At 62.3% G+C, this 17460-nt stretch carries 14 protein-coding genes; 6 read left to right on the forward strand and 8 right to left on the reverse strand.

Annotated features, from left to right (window positions below; translation table 11 throughout):
• Positions 1–46: 46 nt before the first annotated feature.
• Positions 47–283 carry a DUF3203 family protein gene (locus QMK47_RS11215; protein ID WP_214509041.1) on the reverse strand — a complete coding sequence of 79 codons (237 nt, stop codon included), beginning with the start codon at positions 281–283 and terminating at the stop codon, positions 47–49.
• Positions 284–420: 137 nt separating this feature from the next.
• Between QMK47_RS11215 and QMK47_RS11220 the strand changes: the two genes are divergently transcribed.
• Positions 421–921 (forward strand): MgtC/SapB family protein, encoded by a 501-nt coding sequence (locus QMK47_RS11220; RefSeq protein WP_258690795.1) that lies wholly within the window; start codon positions 421–423, stop codon positions 919–921.
• A 141-nt stretch (positions 922–1062) separates the two neighbouring features.
• Here QMK47_RS11220 and QMK47_RS11225 read toward each other — a convergent pair whose 3' ends face one another.
• On the reverse strand, positions 1063–1227 hold the full coding sequence (locus QMK47_RS11225) for a hypothetical protein (protein ID WP_013692690.1): 165 nt from the start codon (positions 1225–1227) through the stop codon (positions 1063–1065).
• A gap of 210 nt (positions 1228–1437) precedes the next feature.
• Here QMK47_RS11225 and QMK47_RS11230 point away from each other — a divergent pair, with 210 nt between their 5' ends.
• From QMK47_RS11230 to glgB, 3 genes are all read left to right on the forward strand, one after another.
• The gene (locus QMK47_RS11230) at positions 1438–3435 is read left to right on the forward strand and encodes an alpha-1,4-glucan--maltose-1-phosphate maltosyltransferase (RefSeq protein ID WP_253473245.1); all 1998 of its coding nucleotides are present in this window, start codon (positions 1438–1440) and stop codon (positions 3433–3435) included.
• Positions 3436–3674: 239 nt separating this feature from the next.
• The gene (gene treS / locus QMK47_RS11235) at positions 3675–7019 is read left to right on the forward strand and encodes a maltose alpha-D-glucosyltransferase (RefSeq protein WP_320390196.1); all 3345 of its coding nucleotides are present in this window, start codon (positions 3675–3677) and stop codon (positions 7017–7019) included.
• Between the two features lie 11 nt (positions 7020–7030).
• Positions 7031–9265, forward strand: a complete 2235-nt coding sequence (gene glgB, locus QMK47_RS11240; protein ID WP_018611388.1) for a 1,4-alpha-glucan branching protein GlgB — start codon at positions 7031–7033, stop codon at positions 9263–9265.
• Positions 9266–9539: 274 nt separating this feature from the next.
• On the opposite strand, the gene gudD is transcribed toward glgB, so the two are convergent.
• Genes gudD through QMK47_RS11255 form a run of 3 tightly spaced genes read right to left on the reverse strand, consistent with a single transcriptional unit; the run spans position 9540 to position 12635 of the window.
• The gene (gene gudD, locus QMK47_RS11245; RefSeq protein WP_253473251.1) at positions 9540–10883 is read right to left on the reverse strand and encodes a glucarate dehydratase; all 1344 of its coding nucleotides are present in this window, start codon (positions 10881–10883) and stop codon (positions 9540–9542) included.
• Positions 10884–10911: 28 nt separating this feature from the next.
• The gene (locus QMK47_RS11250) at positions 10912–12258 is read right to left on the reverse strand and encodes an MFS transporter (RefSeq protein ID WP_320390197.1); all 1347 of its coding nucleotides are present in this window, start codon (positions 12256–12258) and stop codon (positions 10912–10914) included.
• Complete coding sequence (locus QMK47_RS11255; protein WP_320390198.1) at positions 12255–12635, reverse strand: hypothetical protein; 381 nt, start codon at positions 12633–12635, stop codon at positions 12255–12257. The genes QMK47_RS11250 and QMK47_RS11255 overlap by 4 nt, the downstream gene beginning before the upstream one ends.
• Here QMK47_RS11255 and QMK47_RS11260 point away from each other — a divergent pair.
• Entirely contained in the window at positions 12597–13307 is a 711-nt protein-coding gene (locus QMK47_RS11260) for a FadR/GntR family transcriptional regulator (protein WP_253473259.1), read from the forward strand. The two genes, QMK47_RS11255 and QMK47_RS11260, sit on opposite strands and share 39 nt — an antisense overlap.
• 384 nt (positions 13308–13691) lie before the next feature.
• Here QMK47_RS11260 and QMK47_RS11265 read toward each other — a convergent pair whose 3' ends face one another.
• The 3 genes from QMK47_RS11265 to QMK47_RS11275 are packed head-to-tail and all read right to left on the reverse strand — an operon-like array spanning position 13692 to position 16284.
• Positions 13692–14873, reverse strand: a complete 1182-nt coding sequence (locus QMK47_RS11265) for an acetyl-CoA C-acetyltransferase (RefSeq protein WP_253473262.1) — start codon at positions 14871–14873, stop codon at positions 13692–13694.
• 11 nt (positions 14874–14884) lie between these two features.
• Entirely contained in the window at positions 14885–15550 is a 666-nt protein-coding gene (locus QMK47_RS11270) for a CoA transferase subunit B (RefSeq protein WP_003180355.1), read from the reverse strand.
• A 35-nt stretch (positions 15551–15585) separates the two neighbouring features.
• A complete protein-coding gene (locus tag QMK47_RS11275) occupies positions 15586–16284 on the reverse strand; it encodes a CoA transferase subunit A (RefSeq protein ID WP_003200117.1) in 699 nt (232 codons plus the stop codon).
• Between the two features lie 251 nt (positions 16285–16535).
• Here QMK47_RS11275 and QMK47_RS11280 point away from each other — a divergent pair, with 251 nt between their 5' ends.
• Positions 16536–17438, forward strand: a complete 903-nt coding sequence (locus QMK47_RS11280; protein ID WP_320390199.1) for a LysR family transcriptional regulator — start codon at positions 16536–16538, stop codon at positions 17436–17438.
• Positions 17439–17460 lie beyond the last annotated feature (22 nt).

Below are 17460 nucleotides of genomic sequence, written 5' to 3' on the forward strand. Positions count from 1 at the left end.
AAGCTTTGCTCCCACCGATTGAACTTGTCGCAAAGGTCCAGGGGGTTCAGATCGCCGAGCCGCTGTCCGTGGCCTTGAGGTGCTTGCGCCCGTCGACCGCGCCGGCCACGGTCAAGGCATCCACTTCGGCTTCAGTGAGGTAGACCAGGTCGCCATTGATCTCCACGGCCGACATGGCTTTGTCCGGGTCGGTGATAACGACCAGTTCGCTGGCGGGGCGTAATTTCTCTCCAGCGGCGGTTTCGAAATGGCAGGTCTTGTCGTTGTCGATTTCTTTAAGCATGGCGTCGCTCCTTTCTGAGTGTCCTGAGCATTAGGTCTCGCGGCCAAGCCAGGGTTCGTGGCGGCTGATCAGCGGTCGGGCGCACCTCTGGCGCCGCCTGCGGTCCATCGTTTATCGAATGAAAAAGAGGACGGTCCATGGACGCCTGGTGGCATGAAGTCTGGGTAACCCTGCAGGCGGAATTCGCCGACATCACCGATGCCCAGCAGATGACCCGGGTCGCGGTGCGCCTGCTCATGGCCGCGCTGCTGGGCGGCATCCTGGGTTTCGAGCGCGAACACAAGGGCAAGGCTGCCGGCGTGCGAACCCACATGCTTGTGGCCCTGGGGGCGGCGCTGTTCGTCTTGGTGCCACAGATGTCCGGGTCCCAGGCCGACGCGATGAGCCGGGTGATACAAGGCGTGGTCGCCGGCATCGGTTTTCTCGGCGCTGGCACCATCCTGAAAAACACCGACGGCGACGAAGGTCACGTCAAGGGCCTGACCACCGCTGCGGGCCTCTGGATGACCGCCGCCATTGGCGTCGCCGCCGGGTTGGGGCGAGAGGCGACGGCGGTGCTCAGTACAGTGCTGGCGCTGGCGATCTTCAGTGTGATGCCGGTGATCGTCCGGGCGCTGGAGAAGGGCGGCAAGCCATAGCCTGGGTATAAGACTTGAACATTAGACTTGTGGGAGCGAGCTTGCTCGCGATAGCGGAGGATCAGCCAGCCACTATGCTGATTGACAGTCCGCTATCGCGAGCAAGCTCGCTCCCACAGGGATTAGCTCCAAATCGTTGACTCAAACCCGCTCCGGCGGCGCCTCGCTCGGCGGGTCACCCAGCGGCGGTTGTGGGTCCAGCGGCGGGTCTTTCTCTGGAATAGGCTCGGGATCAGGGCCGGGCGGGGGCAAGGTGGGGTCGTCGATGTTCGGATCGGGTGTTTCGGCCGGGATGGGAATATTCATCAGGACGGGTCTCCGTGACGCACATGGCTTGAGTCGTGCTTATTGTTGTTGACCACCTTGCACCGGCTTTGATCCCCGGATGCATCGGGGTAAATACCTCTGAACTTTTAGCCGTTGATTCGGTTCGGAGTTTAAGTGAGTTTTTTCAGGGACCCGTTGGGCCTTTACCGCCACAAGCGCGTCCATGGGGCGTAAAAGGAGCGATGCTCGATGACTGCCGAACACCCGACTGAACTGGCCTACAACCCGCATTTGCCACTGTCTCAAGCCTTGCTGTTGCCGCGTATTGCTATTGAAAACACCATGCCGGTGATCGACGGCGGGCAATTCGCCGCCAAGGCCGTAGCTGGGCAGGACGTGACGGTGACCAGCAAAGTCTTCGCCGATGGTCATGACAAGCTGGCCGTGCGCATTCGCTGGCGTGCGCTGCAGGATGAAGTGTGGAACAGCGAGGTCATGAGTGACCTGGGCAACAACGGCTGGCACGGCCAGTTCAACGTGCCGGAACAAGGCCGCTATGTGTTTTGTATCGAGGCCTGGATCGACCAGTTCGCCAGTTTTCGCTACGAGCTGGAAAAGAAATTCGCTGCAGGGGTGCCGATCAGCCTGGAGTTGCAAGAAGGGCGCAACCAAGTGCAAATGGCCGTCGAGCGCAGCACCGGTGACCTGAGCGAGCAACTGGCGGCCTTGCACCATGAGCTCTCCGGTCTGTTGCCGACCGAGCAGGTGGCGCTGTTCCTGGCGCCGCGCAGTGCCGATCTGATGTCCCGGGCCGATCATCGCCCATACTTGAGCATCAGCCCCGAGTATCCGCTGGATGTGGAGCGCCAGCTGTCGGAGTTTGCCAGCTGGTACGAGCTGTTTCCCCGCTCGATCACCGACGACCCCCAGCGCCACGGCACTTTCAACGACGTGCATTCGCGCCTGGCGATGATCCAGGACATGGGCTTCGACGTGCTGTACTTCCCGCCGATCCATCCCATCGGTCGCAGTTTCCGCAAAGGCCCGAACAACTCCCTCACCGCCGGTCCCGACGATCCGGGCAGCCCGTATGCCATTGGCAGCGAGGAGGGTGGGCACGAGGCCATTCACCCGCAATTGGGTAGCCGCGAGGACTTCCGGCGCCTGGTGGCGGCGGCCGCTGACCACGGCCTGGAGATCGCCCTGGACTTCGCGATCCAGTGTTCCCAGGACCACCCCTGGCTCAAGCAGCACCCGGGCTGGTTCAGCTGGCGGCCGGACGGCACGATCAAATATGCGGAAAACCCGCCGAAGAAATACCAGGACATCGTCAACGTTGATTTCTACGCGGCCGATGCGATTCCCAGCCTGTGGGTGGAGCTGCGGGACATCGTGGTGGGCTGGGTCAAGGAAGGCGTGAAGATATTCCGCGTCGACAACCCTCACACCAAGCCGCTGCCGTTCTGGCAATGGCTGATCGCCGATGTGCGGGCCCAGTACCCTGAAGTGATCTTCCTGGCTGAAGCGTTCACCACGCCGGCCATGATGGCGCGGCTGGGCAAGGTCGGTTACTCCCAGAGCTACACCTATTTCACCTGGCGCAACACCAAGGCTGAGCTGGCGACCTACTTCAGTGAGCTCAATGAATCGCCGTGGCGTGAATGTTACCGGCCGAATTTTTTCGTCAACACGCCAGACATCAACCCGGCCTTTCTCCATGAGTCGGGGCGCGCCGGTTTTTTGATCCGCGCGGCCCTGGCAACCATGGGCTCGGGCCTGTGGGGCATGTATTCGGGCTTCGAGCTGTGTGAGTCGGCACCGGTGCCGGGCAAGGAGGAATACCTCGATTCGGAGAAATACGAGATCCGCCCCCGGGACTTCACCGCGCCGGGCAACATCATTGCCGAGATCGCCCAGCTCAACCGCATCCGCCGGCAGAACCCGGCGCTGCAAACCCACCTGGGCCTGAAAATCTACAACGCCTGGAACGACAACATTCTCTATTTCGGCAAGCGCACCGCCGACGGCAGCAATTTCATCCTGGTGGCGGTGAGCCTTGATCCGCGCAACCCGCAGGAAGCCAGTTTTGAGTTGCCGCTCTGGGAGATGGGCCTGCCCGACGACGCCCAGACCCAGGGCGAGGATCTGATGAACGGACATCGCTGGACCTGGTACGGCAAGCACCAGTTCATGCGGATCGACCCGGCGTACCAGCCGTTCGGGATTTGGCGGATCAGCGTGGCGTGATGCGCACTCCCACAGGCGCTGCCTAGGAGCTGTGTAGGAGCTGTGTAGGAGCTGTGTAGGAGCTGTCGAGTGCAGCGAGGCTGCGATCTTTCCCCAGCCACTTGAATCTCAAGCGAAAGATCAAAAGCTCAAAAGATCGCAGGCTTCGCCAGCTCCTACAGGGGGATAAGGCCCTCCGCCACAAAAAGACCTCACAAGCCTGTCTCCCGCGGCTTTATTGAATTCATCAGGAGTTGCAAATGGCGAAGAAACCCCGGTCTGCCAACTTCATCAAAGATCCGCTCTGGTACAAGGACGCGGTGATTTACCAGGTCCACGTAAAATCCTATTTCGACTCCAATAACGACGGGATCGGTGACTTTCCCGGCCTGATCGAAAAGCTCGACTACATCGCCGACCTGGGCGTCAACACCATCTGGCTGCTGCCGTTCTATCCTTCACCCAGGCGCGACGACGGTTATGACATTGCCGAATACCGCGGTGTCAGCGCCGACTACGGCACCATGGCCGATGCGCGACGGTTCATTGCCGAAGCCCACAAGCGCAACCTGCGGGTAATCACCGAGCTGGTCATCAACCACACCTCGGACCAGCACCCCTGGTTCCAGCGCGCGCGCAAGGCCAAGCCGGGTTCGAAGGCGCGGGACTTCTACGTCTGGTCCGATGACGACCACAAGTACGACGGCACGCGGATCATTTTCCTCGACACCGAGAAGTCCAACTGGACCTGGGACCCGGTGGCGGGCCAATACTTCTGGCACCGCTTCTACTCCCACCAGCCCGACCTCAACTTCGATAACCCGCAGGTCATCAAGGCCGTGTTGTCGGTGATGCGCTACTGGCTGGACATGGGTATTGACGGCCTGCGCCTGGACGCCATCCCGTACCTGATCGAGCGCGACGGCACCAACAACGAAAACCTGCCCGAGACCCATGACGTACTGAAGCTGATCCGCGCCGAGATCGACGCCAACTACCCCGACCGCATGTTGCTGGCCGAAGCCAACCAGTGGCCGGAAGACACCCAGTTGTACTTCGGCGATGTCGACGCCCAAGGGATGAACGGTGACGAATGCCACATGGCCTTCCACTTCCCGCTGATGCCGCGCATGTACATGGCGCTGGCCCAGGAAGATCGCTTCCCTATCACCGACATCCTGCGCCAGACCCCGGAGATCCCCGCCAATTGCCAGTGGGCGATTTTCCTGCGCAACCACGATGAGTTGACCCTGGAGATGGTCACCGACAAGGAGCGTGACTACCTGTGGAACTACTACGCCGCCGACCGTCGGGCGCGTATCAACCTGGGCATTCGTCGGCGCCTGGCGCCGTTGGTGGAGCGCGACCGTCGTCGCGTCGAGTTGCTCAACAGCCTGCTGCTGTCGATGCCTGGCACGCCGACGCTGTACTACGGCGATGAAATCGGCATGGGCGACAACATCTACCTGGGCGACCGTGATGGCGTGCGTACGCCGATGCAGTGGTCCATCGACCGCAACGGCGGTTTCTCCCGTGCCGACCCGGCCAGCCTGGTGCTGCCGCCGATCATGGACCCGCAGTACGGCTACCAGTCGGTCAACGTCGAAACCCAGGCCGGTGACCCGCACTCGCTGCTCAACTGGACCCGACGCATGCTGGCGGTGCGCAAGCAATCCAAGGCCTTTGGCCGTGGCACGTTGAAGATGCTCTCGCCGAGCAACCGCCGGATCCTGGCCTATACCCGCGAATACACCGGGCCCGACGGCAAGCACGAAATCATCCTCTGCGTGGCCAACGTGTCCCGCAGCGCCCAGGCCGCCGAACTGGATCTGTCGACCTACGCCGGTATGGTCCCGGTGGAGATGCTCGGCGGCAACGCTTTCCCACCCATCGGCCAGTTGAACTTCCTGCTGACCCTGGCGCCGTATGGCTTCTATTGGTTCGCCCTGGCAACCGAGAACCAGATGCCGAGCTGGCACGTGGAACCGGCCCAGAGCTTGCCGGACTTCACCACCCTGGTGCTGAAAAAACGCCTGGAAGAATTGCTCGAAGCGCCATCGCGCACCACGCTGGAGCAAACCATCCTGCCGAGCTGGTTGCAGAACCGGCGCTGGTTCGCCGGCAAGGACAGCGCGATCGAGAAGGTCGAGATTGTCTATGGCGTGCGTTTTGGTGACCCGCAGCACCCGGTGCTGCTCAGTGAAATCGATGTCACCAGTGGCGGCCAGACCCTGCGTTATCAGCTGCCGTTCGGCCTGCTCGCCGAAGACCAGGTGGGTGCGGCGTTACCGCAGCAACTGGCGTTGTCACGGGTACGTCGGGTGCGTCAGGTGGGCTTGATCACCGATGCATTCAGCCTGGAAAGCTTCGTGCGCGCCGTGCTGCACAGCATGCAGGCCGCCACGGTGCTGCCGTTCGCCGAAGGTGAGTTGCGCTTCGAACCCACCGAAGGCCTGGCCGCGCTGAACCTGGGCGATGAGCCGGAGGTGCGTTACCTGTCCGCCGAACAGTCCAACAGTTCGGTGGTGGTGGGCAGCAGCCTGGTGCTCAAGCTGATTCGCAAGGTCGCCTCGGGCGTGCACCCGGAACTGGAAATGAGCGCCTACCTGACCGCTGCCGGTTTCAGCAATATTTCACCGCTGCTGGGTTCGGTGGTTCGCCGCGACGCCCAGGGTGAAGATGCGCTGCTGATGATCGCCCAGGGCTACTTGAGCAATCAGGGCGATGCCTGGGAATGGACCCAGAACAACCTCGAACGCGCCCTGCGCGATGAGCTGGCGGACGCGGTGTCCGAGCAGGAGCAACATTACAACGCCCTGGGCGAACTGAAGGATTTCGCCGGCATGCTCGGCCAGCGCCTGGGGGAAATGCACCAGGTATTGGCCCAGGCTACCGACGACCCGGACTTCGCGCCGCAGGCTACCAACGCCAAGCAAGCCCAGGCCATCGGCAAGGACGTGGTCGCCCAAGTGGAAAACGCCTTGCGCCTGCTCAAGCAGAACCAGGGCCAGTTGAACCCCGCGGACCAGGCCATGGTCGCACGCTTGCTGGAGCACAAGAAAACCGTCCTGGCCCATGTCCAGGCACTGGCCAGCAAGGCTGAAGGAGGCTTGCGCATTCGCGTCCATGGCGACCTGCACCTGGGGCAGGTGCTGGTGATCAAGGGCGACGCCTACCTGATCGACTTCGAAGGTGAGCCGGCGCGACCATTGCATGAACGACGGGGCAAGCACAGCCCGTACAAGGATGTCAGTGGCGTGTTGCGTTCTTTCGATTATGCAGCGGCCATGGCGATTCACTTGCACACCGTCGACAGCACGGCCGATGCCGATGCGGCGCGGCAACGAGTCGCCGATCGTTATCTGAAAGAGGCTCGCCAGGCATTTGTCGAGGCATATCGGCTGGCGGCAGCTAGTCTTGCCCATGAGTGGAAGGATGCTGAAGGCGAAGACGCCGCACTGGCGTTGTTCGGCCTGGAGAAGGCGGCCTATGAAGTGGCCTATGAAGCCGAGAATCGCCCCACCTGGCTGCCCGTGCCGTTGCACGGTCTGGTCGGGTTATTGAGTGGGCTGCAACCCTTTTCCGACGTAGCCGGACCGATTTAGTGGAGAGAATCATGAGTGTCTCGAACAAAGAACCACAGGGGCAGGCCAAAGAGTCGTTGCTGCCGGCGCCCCATGACATCGACGCGCTGGTGCGCGCCGAACACCACGACCCGTTTTCCATCCTGGGGCCTCATGGCGACGACGCCGGCGGCCAATTCATTCGCGCGTATCTGCCCGGTGCCCTGAGCGTGCATGTGCTGGCCCGCGATGGCGGCGAAGAGCTGGGGGAGCTGCAACCCACTGCAACCCCGGGGCTGTTCGTCGGCCATTTCGACCGCGCCCAGGCGTACTTGCTGCGCACCCGTTGGGCCGGCGGCGAGCAGGTAGCCGAAGACCCCTACAGCTTCGGTCCGTTGCTGGGGGAGATGGACCTTTACCTGTTTGGCGAGGGCAATCACCGCGATCTCAGTTCCTGCCTCGGCGCGCAGCTGACCACCGTCGATGGCATCGACGGCGTGCGGTTCGCGGTCTGGGCGCCGAACGCCCGGCGCGTTTCGGTGGTCGGGGATTTCAACGTCTGGGACGGGCGTCGGCATCCGATGCGCATCCGTTATCCGTCCGGCGTGTGGGAGATATTCGTCCCCAGGCTGGGTGCCGGTGAAGGTTACAAGTATGAAATCCTCGGTGCCCACGGCATCCTGCCGCTCAAGGCCGACCCAGTGGCCCTGGCCACGCAGATGCCGCCAGACACGGCGTCGAGAGTCGCCTCGCCCCTGAAGATCGAGTGGCAGGACGACGAGTGGATGCAGCACCGTCGCGAGCGCCAGCTCCCGGGTGCGCCGCTGTCGATCTACGAATTGCACGCCGGCTCCTGGCAGTGCGAAATCGACGAGGCGGGAGAGGTGGCCCGGCAATACAACTGGCATGAAATGGCCGAGCGGCTGATCCCGTATGTCAAGGACCTGGGCTTCACCCACATCGAGCTGATGCCGATCATGGAGCACCCGTTCGGCGGCTCCTGGGGCTATCAGCCGCTGTCGCAATTCGCGCCGACGGCACGCTTCGGCTCGCCGGACGATTTCGCGGCGTTCGTCAACGCCTGCCACCAGGCCAATATCGGCGTCATCCTCGACTGGGTGCCGGCGCATTTTCCCACCGACACCCACGGCCTGGCCCAGTTCGACGGTACTGCGCTGTACGAATACGGCAATCCGCTGGAAGGCTTCCACCAGGATTGGGACACGCTGATCTACAACCTGGGCCGCACCGAAGTGCACGGCTTCATGCTGGCGTCGGCGCTGCACTGGCTCAAGCATTTCCACGTCGATGGCCTGCGGGTGGATGCCGTGGCCTCGATGTTGTACCGCGACTATTCGCGCAAGGCCGGCGAGTGGGTACCCAACCGCCACGGCGGACGGGAAAACCTCGAAGCCATCGATTTCCTGCGGCACCTCAACGATGTGGTGGCGCTGGAAACCCCCGGTGCGCTGGTTATTGCCGAAGAATCCACGGCGTGGCCGGGTGTCAGCCAGAGCACCCAGCAGGGCGGCCTGGGTTTTGCCTACAAGTGGAACATGGGCTGGATGCACGATTCGCTGCACTACATCCAGCAAGACCCGGTGTACCGCGCTCATCACCACAACGAACTGAGTTTCGGCCTGGTGTATGCCTGGTCCGAGCGCTTCGTCCTGCCGATTTCCCATGACGAAGTGGTTCATGGCAAACGCTCGCTGATCGACAAGATGCCCGGTGACCGTTGGCAGAAATTCGCCAACCTGAGGGCCTACCTCAGCTTCATGTGGGGCCATCCCGGCAAGAAGCTGTTGTTCATGGGCTGTGAGTTCGGCCAATGGCGCGAGTGGAACCACGACCAGCAATTGGACTGGTATCTGCTGCAATACCCTGAGCACCGTGGCGTGCAGAAACTGGTGAGCGACCTGAACCGGCTGTATCGCGAAGAACCGGCGCTGCACGACCAGGATGATGCGCCCCAGGGTTTCCAGTGGTTGATTGGTGACGATGCGCTCAACAGCGTCTACGCCTGGCTGCGCTGGAGCAAGGAGGGCCGGCCGGTGCTGGTGGTCGCCAACTTCACACCGGTGCCGCGCGAGGCCTACCGGGTCGGCGTGCCGTTCGGCGGGCGCTGGGTCGAATTGCTCAACAGCGATGCCGACACCTATGCCGGCTCCAACTATGGCAATGGCGGCGGGGCCTCCACCGAAGAAGTGCCCAGCCATGGCCAGGCCCTGTCGCTGGAGCTCAACTTGCCGCCGTTGGCGGTATTGATCCTGCGGCCGGAGGGTTAACGTTCACCAGGCCCGACTGCCAAAGGCTGAGCTGATAACTGAAGGGGAATGATGACTGTGGCGAGGGAGCAAGCTCCCTCGCCACAGGTATTTGTGGCGCTCATGAAATCAAAGGCCACCCCAGAACCAAATGTGGGAGCGAGCTTGCTCGCGATAGCGGAGTGTCAGTCGACATCAATGTGGCTGACCCACTGCAATCGCGAGCAAGCTCGCTCCCACAAGAAGTCATGGATGACTTCAATTTCATGGGCTCCCACAGGGGGAATTGCTCGCTTCAGCGAACCAGGCACGGCCGCTTGTTGTTGAACGTCCAGCCCGGAATCAGGAACTGCATCGCCACCGCATCGTCCCGCGCGCCAAGGCCCATGCCCTTGTACAACTCATGGGCCTTGGCCAGTTGGTCGGTGTCCAGCTCAATCCCCAACCCCGGTTTTTTCGGTACCTGCACGCAACCGCCCTGGATCTGCAACGGCGCCTTGGTCAGCCGCTGGCCGTCCTGCCAGATCCAATGGGTGTCGATGGCCGTGATGTCGCCCGGTGCGGCGGCGGCCACGTGGGTGAACATCGCCAGGGAAATGTCGAAGTGGTTGTTGGAGTGCGAGCCCCAGGTCAGGCCCCATTCATTGCACATCTGCGCCACCCGTACCGAGCCCTGCATGGTCCAGAAGTGCGGATCGGCCAGGGGAATGTCCACGGACTGCAAGGTGATGGCGTGGCCCATCTCGCGCCAGTCGGTGGCGATCATGTTGGTGGCGGTCTTCAGGCCCGTGGCGCGGCGGAACTCGGCCATGACCTCGCGGCCCGAATAGCCGTTCTCGGCACCGCACGGGTCTTCGGCATAGGCCAGCACCTTGTGCTGGTCGCGGCACAAACGCACCGCTTCCTTGAGCGACCAGGCGCCGTTCGGGTCCAGGGTGATGCGTGCCTGGGGAAAGCGCTCGGCCAGCGCCGTGACCGCTTCGATCTCCGCGTCGCCTTGCAGTACACCGCCCTTGAGCTTGAAGTCCTGGAAGCCATAGCGGGCGTGGGCGGCCTCGGCCAGGCGGACCACGGCGTCGGCGTCCAGGGCTTGCTCATGGCGTACGCGGAACCAGTCGTTGTCGGCGTCCGGCTCGCTGCGGTAGGGCAGGTCGGTCTGCTGGCGATCGCCGACGTAAAACAGATAGCCGAGCATCTTCACTTCATCGCGTTGCTGGCCTTCGCCAAGCAGCGCCGCGACCGGTACGTCCAGGTGTTGGCCGAGCAGGTCCAGCAGTGCCGCTTCCAGGCCGGTCACCGCGTGGATGGTGATGCGCAGGTCGAAAGTCTGCAGGCCACGGCCGCCGGCATCGCGGTCGGCAAAGGCGTGGCGCACGGTGTTGAGGATCTTCTGGTACGTGCCGATGGGGCTGCCGACCACCAGGGAACGGGCGTCTTCGAGGGTCTGGCGAATGCGCTCGCCACCGGGTACTTCGCCCACGCCGGTGTGGCCGGCGTTGTCCTTGAGGATGACGATGTTGCGGGTGAAGAACGGGCCATGGGCGCCGCTGAGGTTCAGCAACATGCCGTCATGGCCCGCCACGGGCACGATCTGCATGCTGGTGATGATCGGGGCTTTGCTGGTTTCTGGGGTGCTCATCTGTACTTATCCTTGAACAATCGAATGATCAGACGTGGCTGGCGGCCGGGTCGGCTGGGGGTGTCACGGCTTTGGGCTTGGGCGTGTTGCGCGCGGCAAACACGATGATCGCGGCAATGATCGAGGTGGCCGCCAAGCCATAGAGGCCGCCCTGGATCGAGCCGGTGTTCTGTTCCAGCAGGCCGAACGTGGTTGGGGCGACGAACCCGCCGAGGTTGCCCACCGAGTTGATCAGGGCAATCACCCCGGCGGCGATCCGGGCGTCCAGGTAAGCCTGGGGAATCGGCCAGAACAGCGACGATGCGGATTTGAAACCCAGGGCCGCGAAACAGATGGCGACGAAGGCGAAGATCGGTCCGCCGGTGGTGGACATGAACATCCCGGCTGCCGCGATCAACAGGGCCGTGGCGACCCAGGCCTGCTGGAATTTCCACTTGGCCGACAGCGAGGCGAAGGCGTACATGCCGACGATCGACAGCAACCACGGGATCGAGTTGAACAGCCCGACCTGGATGTCGCTCAGTTCGCCCATTTTCTTGATGATGCTCGGCAGCCAGAACGTGGCGGCATAGATCGTCAATTGGATGAAGAAGTAGATCAGGCAAAACAGGATGATCTGGCGGTCCTTGAGCAGCTGGCCGATGGACAGTTTGATCGGCGAGGCGGCTTCCCGTGCGCGCTGTTCGTCATCGATGGTCTGGACCAGCACATCTTGTTCTTCGCGGCTCAACCATTTGGCGTCGTGGGGCTTGGAGTCCAGCCAGAACCAGACGAAGACGCACAGGCTGACGGAAAACATCCCTTCGATGAAGTACATCCACTGCCAGCCATGCATGCCCAGGCCGTTGATTTGCAGCAGTAGCCCCGACAGCGGGCCGGAGATCAGCGACGCGATGGCCGAACCGCTGAGGAAGATGGCGATGGCTTTGCCGCGTTCGACACCCGGCAGCCAGCGGGTGAAGTAGTAGATCACCCCAGGGAAGAAACCGGCTTCGGCCACGCCCAGCAGGAAACGCAGGATGTAGAAGTGGGTTTCGTTCTGGATGAAGGCCATGCCCGCGGCCACCAGGCCCCAGGTGAGCATGATGCGCGTCAGCCAGATGCGTGCGCCGATTCGTTGCAAGAGGATGTTGGACGGGACTTCGAACAGCGCATAGCCGATGAAGAACAGGCCGGCACCAAAGCCATAGGCCGCGGCACCGATGCCCAGGTCGTGCTCCATATGGGCGCGCACGAAGCCGATGTTCACACGGTCGATGTAGTTGACGATAAACATGATGACGAACAGCGGCAGGATGTGGCGCTTGACCTTGGCAATGGCCGACAGCAGCACCGGATCCGCTCCGGCATTCGCCTTGAGGCTGGATGTGTTCACTGGTTTTTCTCCCACTCGTTATTTTTATGCGGGGCATCGTGCAGGTGCCGATGTTGATAGACATCATACAACTTGATTTTTTTGAGTGACAATACATTTTTTAGCGCGATTGGATGGGCGGTTAGACTTTTTAGTGCCGTATTTATTGGGCGATGTTGAGGTGTTTGATTGTGTGCAGGGTGGGCGGTGCGGTAGGGGTCGAGGCTTTCTGGGCGTTGATTTTCGAAGTTAATCGCCAGAAATGGTGTGTTGTCATACAAGTTTGGCGTTCTGTAATGCGCACTCTCAAGCCTGCCGGTGGTAGGATCGATCAGGCCTGTTTTCGAGGAACCCTGGCGATGCAAGACACCGAAGCGCCGCTGCGCAAGCGTACCCATAACCTGGCCCATGATTTGGTGGCGAAGCTGAGCCAGAGCATCTTGCTGGGGCAGTTGAAACCCGGGGAAAAACTGCCATCGGAAGGTGCCATCGTTCGCGAGCATGGCGTCAGCCGGACCGTGGTGCGCGAGGCGATTTCCAAGTTGCAGGCTTCGGGGCTGGTGGAGACCCGCCACGGCATCGGCACCTTTGTGCTGGCTCAAACCGGCGAGCCGGGGTTGCGGCTCAATGTCGACACTGCGGCGGGTGTGCGGGCAATCCTGGAGCTGCGCCTGGGCCTGGAAACCCAGGCGGTGGCCTTGGCGGCCCGGCGTCGTAGCGAACACCAGTTGCAGCAGATGCGCCAGGCGCTGGATGACTATCAGCGGTTGTCCAGCAATAACGACAGCTGTGTCGAGGCCGACCGGCGCTTCCATCTGCTCATCGCCGAGGCCACGGACAATGCCTGTTTTGTCGAAATCATGCAGCACCTGGGCAGTGCGATGATCCCCAGGACCCGAGTGAACGTGGCCGAACGCGGCCAGGCGGACCTGGGCAAGCTGGCACAACTGGCCAACCTCGAGCATGAGGCGATCTTCAATGCCATCAAGCGCCAGGACCCGGACGCCGCCCGCGCCGCCATGTGGCTGCACCTGACCAACAGTCGCGACCGGTTTGGTGCAGGTTCCTGACGGCTCATCGTCGCCTGACCCACCGCCATCGCGAGCAAGCTCGCTCCCACAGTGGATCTTCAGTGGGTATAAACCTTGTGGTTGGCCCCGGCCCCCTGTGGGAGCGAGCCTGCTCGCGATAGCGGCCTGGCATTCAACATTGATGCAAACTGACCCGACGCCATCGCGAGCAAGCTCGCTCCCACAATGGATCTGCGGTGGGCAGCGGATCTGTGAACCCCCAAGCCCCCCTGTGGGAGCGAGCTTGCTCGCGATGAGGCCGGTAGGCCGTGCTCAAAACCAGCAGGCAAAAAAAACCGGCGCAACCGAGGTTGCGCCGGTGGTGGTGCCAGTGGTTGTGCGGATATTCGTGGGTCCGCGCAACCACTGTTGAACTTGTGTCGGTTATGCCCGTTCCAGCGCCAGGGCCACGCCTTGGCCGCCGCCGATGCACAGTGTCGCGAGGCCTTTCTTGGCGTCGCGCTTGATCATTTCATGCAGCAGCGACACCAGGACTCGGCACCCCGATGCGCCGATAGGGTGGCCCAGGGCGATGGCGCCGCCGTTGACGTTGACCTTGTCCATGTCCCATTTCAGTTCCCGGGCCACGGCCAGCGATTGGGCTGCGAAGGCTTCGTTGGCTTCGACCAGGTCCAGTTGATCCAGCGACCAGCCGGCCTTGTCCAGGCAGCGGCGGGTGGCCGAGACCGGGCCAATGCCCATGATGGCCGGGTCGACGCCGGCATTGGCGTAGGCACTGATTTTCGCCAGCACGGGCAGGCCCAGGGCCTTGGCTTTTTCCGCGCTCATCAGGATCACGGCGGCGGCGCCATCGTTGAGCGAGGACGCATTGCCCGCGGTGACGCTGCCGTCCTTCTTGAAGGCAGGCTTGAGCTTGCCCAAGGATTCGGCGGTGGTACCGGCGCGCGGTTGTTCGTCGGTGGCGAACGCGACAGGATCGCCTTTGCGCTGGGGAATCAGGATCGGCGTGATCTCCTCGGCGAACCGCCCGCCCTCGATGGCGGCGACGGCCTTCTGTTGGGACGCGGCAGCGAAAGCGTCCTGCTCCTCGCGGCTGATGCCGTACTTGTCCACCAGGTTCTCGGCGGTGATGCCCATGTGGTAATCGTTGAAGGCGTCCCACAGGCCGTCGGTGATCATGCTGTCGATCATCTTCGCGTGGCCCATGCGCAGGCCGGTGCGGGCGGCCGGCAACACGTACGGGGCCAGGCTCATGTTCTCCATGCCGCCGGCGATGATGACGTCGGCATCGCCACAGCGGATCGCCTGGGCGCCCAGGTGCAACGCCTTGAGTCCCGAACCGCAGACCTTGTTCAGCGTCAGCGCCGGCACCGCATGAGGCAGGCCGGCCAGGATCGCCGCCTGGCGCGCCGGGTTTTGCCCGGATCCGGCGGTCAGCACCTGGCCAAGAATCACTTCATCGACCTGTTCGCCCGACAAACCGGTCTGTTCCAGCAGGCGACGAATCACCGCGGCACCGAGTTCCGGCGCGGGAATGGCAGCCAGCGAACCCTGGAAACTGCCAATGGCGGTACGGGTAGCGGCGACAATCACGACTTCTTGCATCGAATCTCTCCTCACTGGGCAGCGAACTGCATTTCAGGCACGTGGTCCGGCACGATCAATTTGCCGGCGGTCTTGGCGACGATTTCCTCGACGCTGACGCCCGGGGCACGTTCTTTCAGGATGAAGGCGCCGTCCTGGATTTCCAAGTAGGCCAGGTCGGTCAGCACGCGCTTGATGCAACCGGCGCCGGTCAGCGGCAGGCTGCAACGGGGCAGCAGTTTCGACTCGCCGTCCTTGGATGCATGGGTCATGGTGACGATGATGTTCTCGGCACCGGCCACCAGGTCCATCGCGCCGCCCATGCCCTTGACCAGCTTGCCGGGGATCATCCACGAGGCGATGTTGCCTTCGACGTCCACCTCGAACGCGCCCAGCACGGTCAGGTCGATATGGCCGCCACGGATCATGGCAAACGATTCGGCCGAAGAGAAGATCGACGCGCCGATGCGCGCGGTGACGGTCTGCTTGCCGGCGTTGATCATGTCGGCATCAACTTCGGCTTCAGTGGGAAACGCGCCCATGCCGAGCAGGCCGTTTTCCGATTGCAGCATGACTTCCATGCCTTCGGGAATGTAGTTGGCGACCAGGGTCGGAATGCCGATGCCCAGGTTCACGTAGTAGCCGTCCTGCATTTCGCGGGCGACGCGTTGAGCCATTTGTTCGCGGGAAAGTGCCATGTTGTTATTCCTTCATTCGGGCCGGGGGCAGGGGATCACTTACGCACGGTGCGCTGTTCGATGCGTTTTTCGAACGTGCCGCAAATGACCCGGTCGACGTAGATGCCAGGGGTATGGATCTGCGTCGGGTCCAGCTCGCCGGGTTCGACGATTTCTTCGACTTCCACCACCGTGATCTTGCCCGCCGTGGCGGCCAGCGGATTGAAGTTCTGCGCGGTGTGGCGATAGATCACGTTGCCGAAATGGTCGGCCTTCCAGCCTTTGACGATGGCGAAGTCGCCGGTGATGGATTCTTCCATCAGGTACTGGCGGCCATGGAATTCACGCACTTCCTTGCCCTCGGCCACTGGAGTACCGACGCCGGTGGCGGTGAAAAACGCCGGGATGCCTGCGCCGCCGGCGCGCATTTTTTCCGCGAGGGTGCCTTGGGGGGTGAGTACGACTTCGATTTCGCCGCTGAGCAGCTGCTTCTCGAACAGGGCATTTTCGCCCACGTAGGAGGCGACCACCTTGCGGATCTGCCGGTCTTCCAGCAGTACGCCGAGGCCGAAGCCGTCGACGCCGCAGTTGTTGGACACGACGGTGAGGTCGCGGATGCCCTTGCGCTTGATCTCGGCGATCAGGTTTTCCGGGATACCGCACAGGCCGAAGCCGCCGGCGATGACGGTCATGCCGTCCTTCAAGCCTTCCAGCGCTTCTTCATAAGAACTCACGCGTTTGTCGAAACCTGCCATAGACACCTCTTTTATTCTTGATGGGGTCGCAATGGAATGCAGTGTTGCGCCAAGTCATATATTTGTTAAGTTGATTTTTAGGTTGGATTGATTGATAAAACTCAATAATTGCCTCCCACTGTAGGAGCTGTCGAGTGCAACGAGGCTGCGATCTTGCCAGAGACGCTTGAATCCCAAGCGAAAGATCAAAAGATCGTCCGAACGCGGCCCGAGCCTTCGGCAGCTCCTACGCAACCGGACACAGGACGCCCATGACCCTCAAGCAAATCCGCGCCTTCCTCGCCGTGGCCCAGAGCCTGAGCTTTGCCGTGGCCTGCGAGCGGCTGCATCTGTCCCAATCGGCCCTGAGCCTGACCATCAAGGCCTTGGAAGAAGGCCTCGGCGGTCGTTTGTTCAGCCGCAATACCCGTAACGTGGCGCTGACGCCCGAAGGTGAATCCTTGCTGCCACTGGCCCGACGGCTGATTGCCGACTGGGACAACGTCGAGGACGAAATGCGCCAGCGCTTCACCTTGCAGCGCGGTCGCGTGACGTTGGCGGCGATGCCGTCATTTGCCGGCAACCTGCTGCCGCCGATCCTCAAGACCTTCCGCGCCCGCTACCCGAATGTCAACGTTACGGTCAACGACGTGATCAACGAGCAGGTGCTGGAAATGGTGCGTGATCGTCATGTCGAATTGGGCGTGGCGTTCGAGCCGATGCAGGGTTCGTCATTGGCGTTCACGCCCTTGTATCTCGATCGCTTCGTCGCGGTGGTGCCGCTGGACTCACCGCTTGCCCAGCGCGACGAGATCCAGTGGGAAACCTTGCTGGAACAGCCGTTCATCACGCTGCAACGACCGTCCACCGTACGGGTGATGCTGGAAGAGCACCTGCAGGCCCGGGGCATGAAACTGCCTGTGGAGTTCGAGAGCCACCAGTTGGCGACCGTCGGGCGGATGGTCGCCAGCGGGCTGGGGGTGAGTGCCGTGCCGGCGCTGTGCGTCGGGCAGATGCATGAACTGGGTGCCCGCTGCATCACCTTGAGCGATCCGGTGATCGAACGGGTCATCGGGGTGCTGACCAAGCCGGGGTACGAACTGTCGGCGGCGGCGCAGGCGTTGTTCGATACGCTCAGGGATCAGGATTTGGGGGCGCAGTTGATACCGAAGTAACCACAATCCCCTGTGGGAGTGA

Source organism: Pseudomonas sp. P9_35, from assembly GCF_034008205.1.
In the GTDB taxonomy this organism is placed as follows: domain Bacteria; phylum Pseudomonadota; class Gammaproteobacteria; order Pseudomonadales; family Pseudomonadaceae; genus Aquipseudomonas; species Aquipseudomonas kilonensis.

Excerpts from the sequence above, each read along its gene's own strand:
- QMK47_RS11275 (WP_003200117.1), bottom strand. The coding sequence starts at position 16,284 with ATGGCAGGTTTCGACAAACGCGTGAGTTCTTATGAAGAAGCGCTGGAA.
- QMK47_RS11270 (WP_003180355.1), bottom strand. The coding sequence starts at position 15,550 with ATGGCACTTTCCCGCGAACAAATGGCTCAACGCGTCGCCCGCGAAATG.
- QMK47_RS11265 (WP_253473262.1), bottom strand. The coding sequence starts at position 14,873 with ATGCAAGAAGTCGTGATTGTCGCCGCTACCCGTACCGCCATTGGCAGT.
- QMK47_RS11255 (WP_320390198.1), bottom strand. The coding sequence starts at position 12,635 with ATGGGTACGCTTGCGCAGCGGCGCTTCGGTGTCTTGCATCGCCAGGGT.
- QMK47_RS11215 (WP_214509041.1), bottom strand. The coding sequence starts at position 283 with ATGCTTAAAGAAATCGACAACGACAAGACCTGCCATTTCGAAACCGCC.
- QMK47_RS11220 (WP_258690795.1), top strand. The coding sequence starts at position 421 with ATGGACGCCTGGTGGCATGAAGTCTGGGTAACCCTGCAGGCGGAATTC.
- gudD (WP_253473251.1), bottom strand. The coding sequence starts at position 10,883 with ATGAGCACCCCAGAAACCAGCAAAGCCCCGATCATCACCAGCATGCAG.
- QMK47_RS11230 (WP_253473245.1), top strand. The coding sequence starts at position 1,438 with ATGACTGCCGAACACCCGACTGAACTGGCCTACAACCCGCATTTGCCA.
- QMK47_RS11260 (WP_253473259.1), top strand. The coding sequence starts at position 12,597 with ATGCAAGACACCGAAGCGCCGCTGCGCAAGCGTACCCATAACCTGGCC.
- QMK47_RS11280 (WP_320390199.1), top strand. The coding sequence starts at position 16,536 with ATGACCCTCAAGCAAATCCGCGCCTTCCTCGCCGTGGCCCAGAGCCTG.
- QMK47_RS11225 (WP_013692690.1), bottom strand. The coding sequence starts at position 1,227 with ATGAATATTCCCATCCCGGCCGAAACACCCGATCCGAACATCGACGAC.
- treS (WP_320390196.1), top strand. The coding sequence starts at position 3,675 with ATGGCGAAGAAACCCCGGTCTGCCAACTTCATCAAAGATCCGCTCTGG.
- glgB (WP_018611388.1), top strand. The coding sequence starts at position 7,031 with ATGAGTGTCTCGAACAAAGAACCACAGGGGCAGGCCAAAGAGTCGTTG.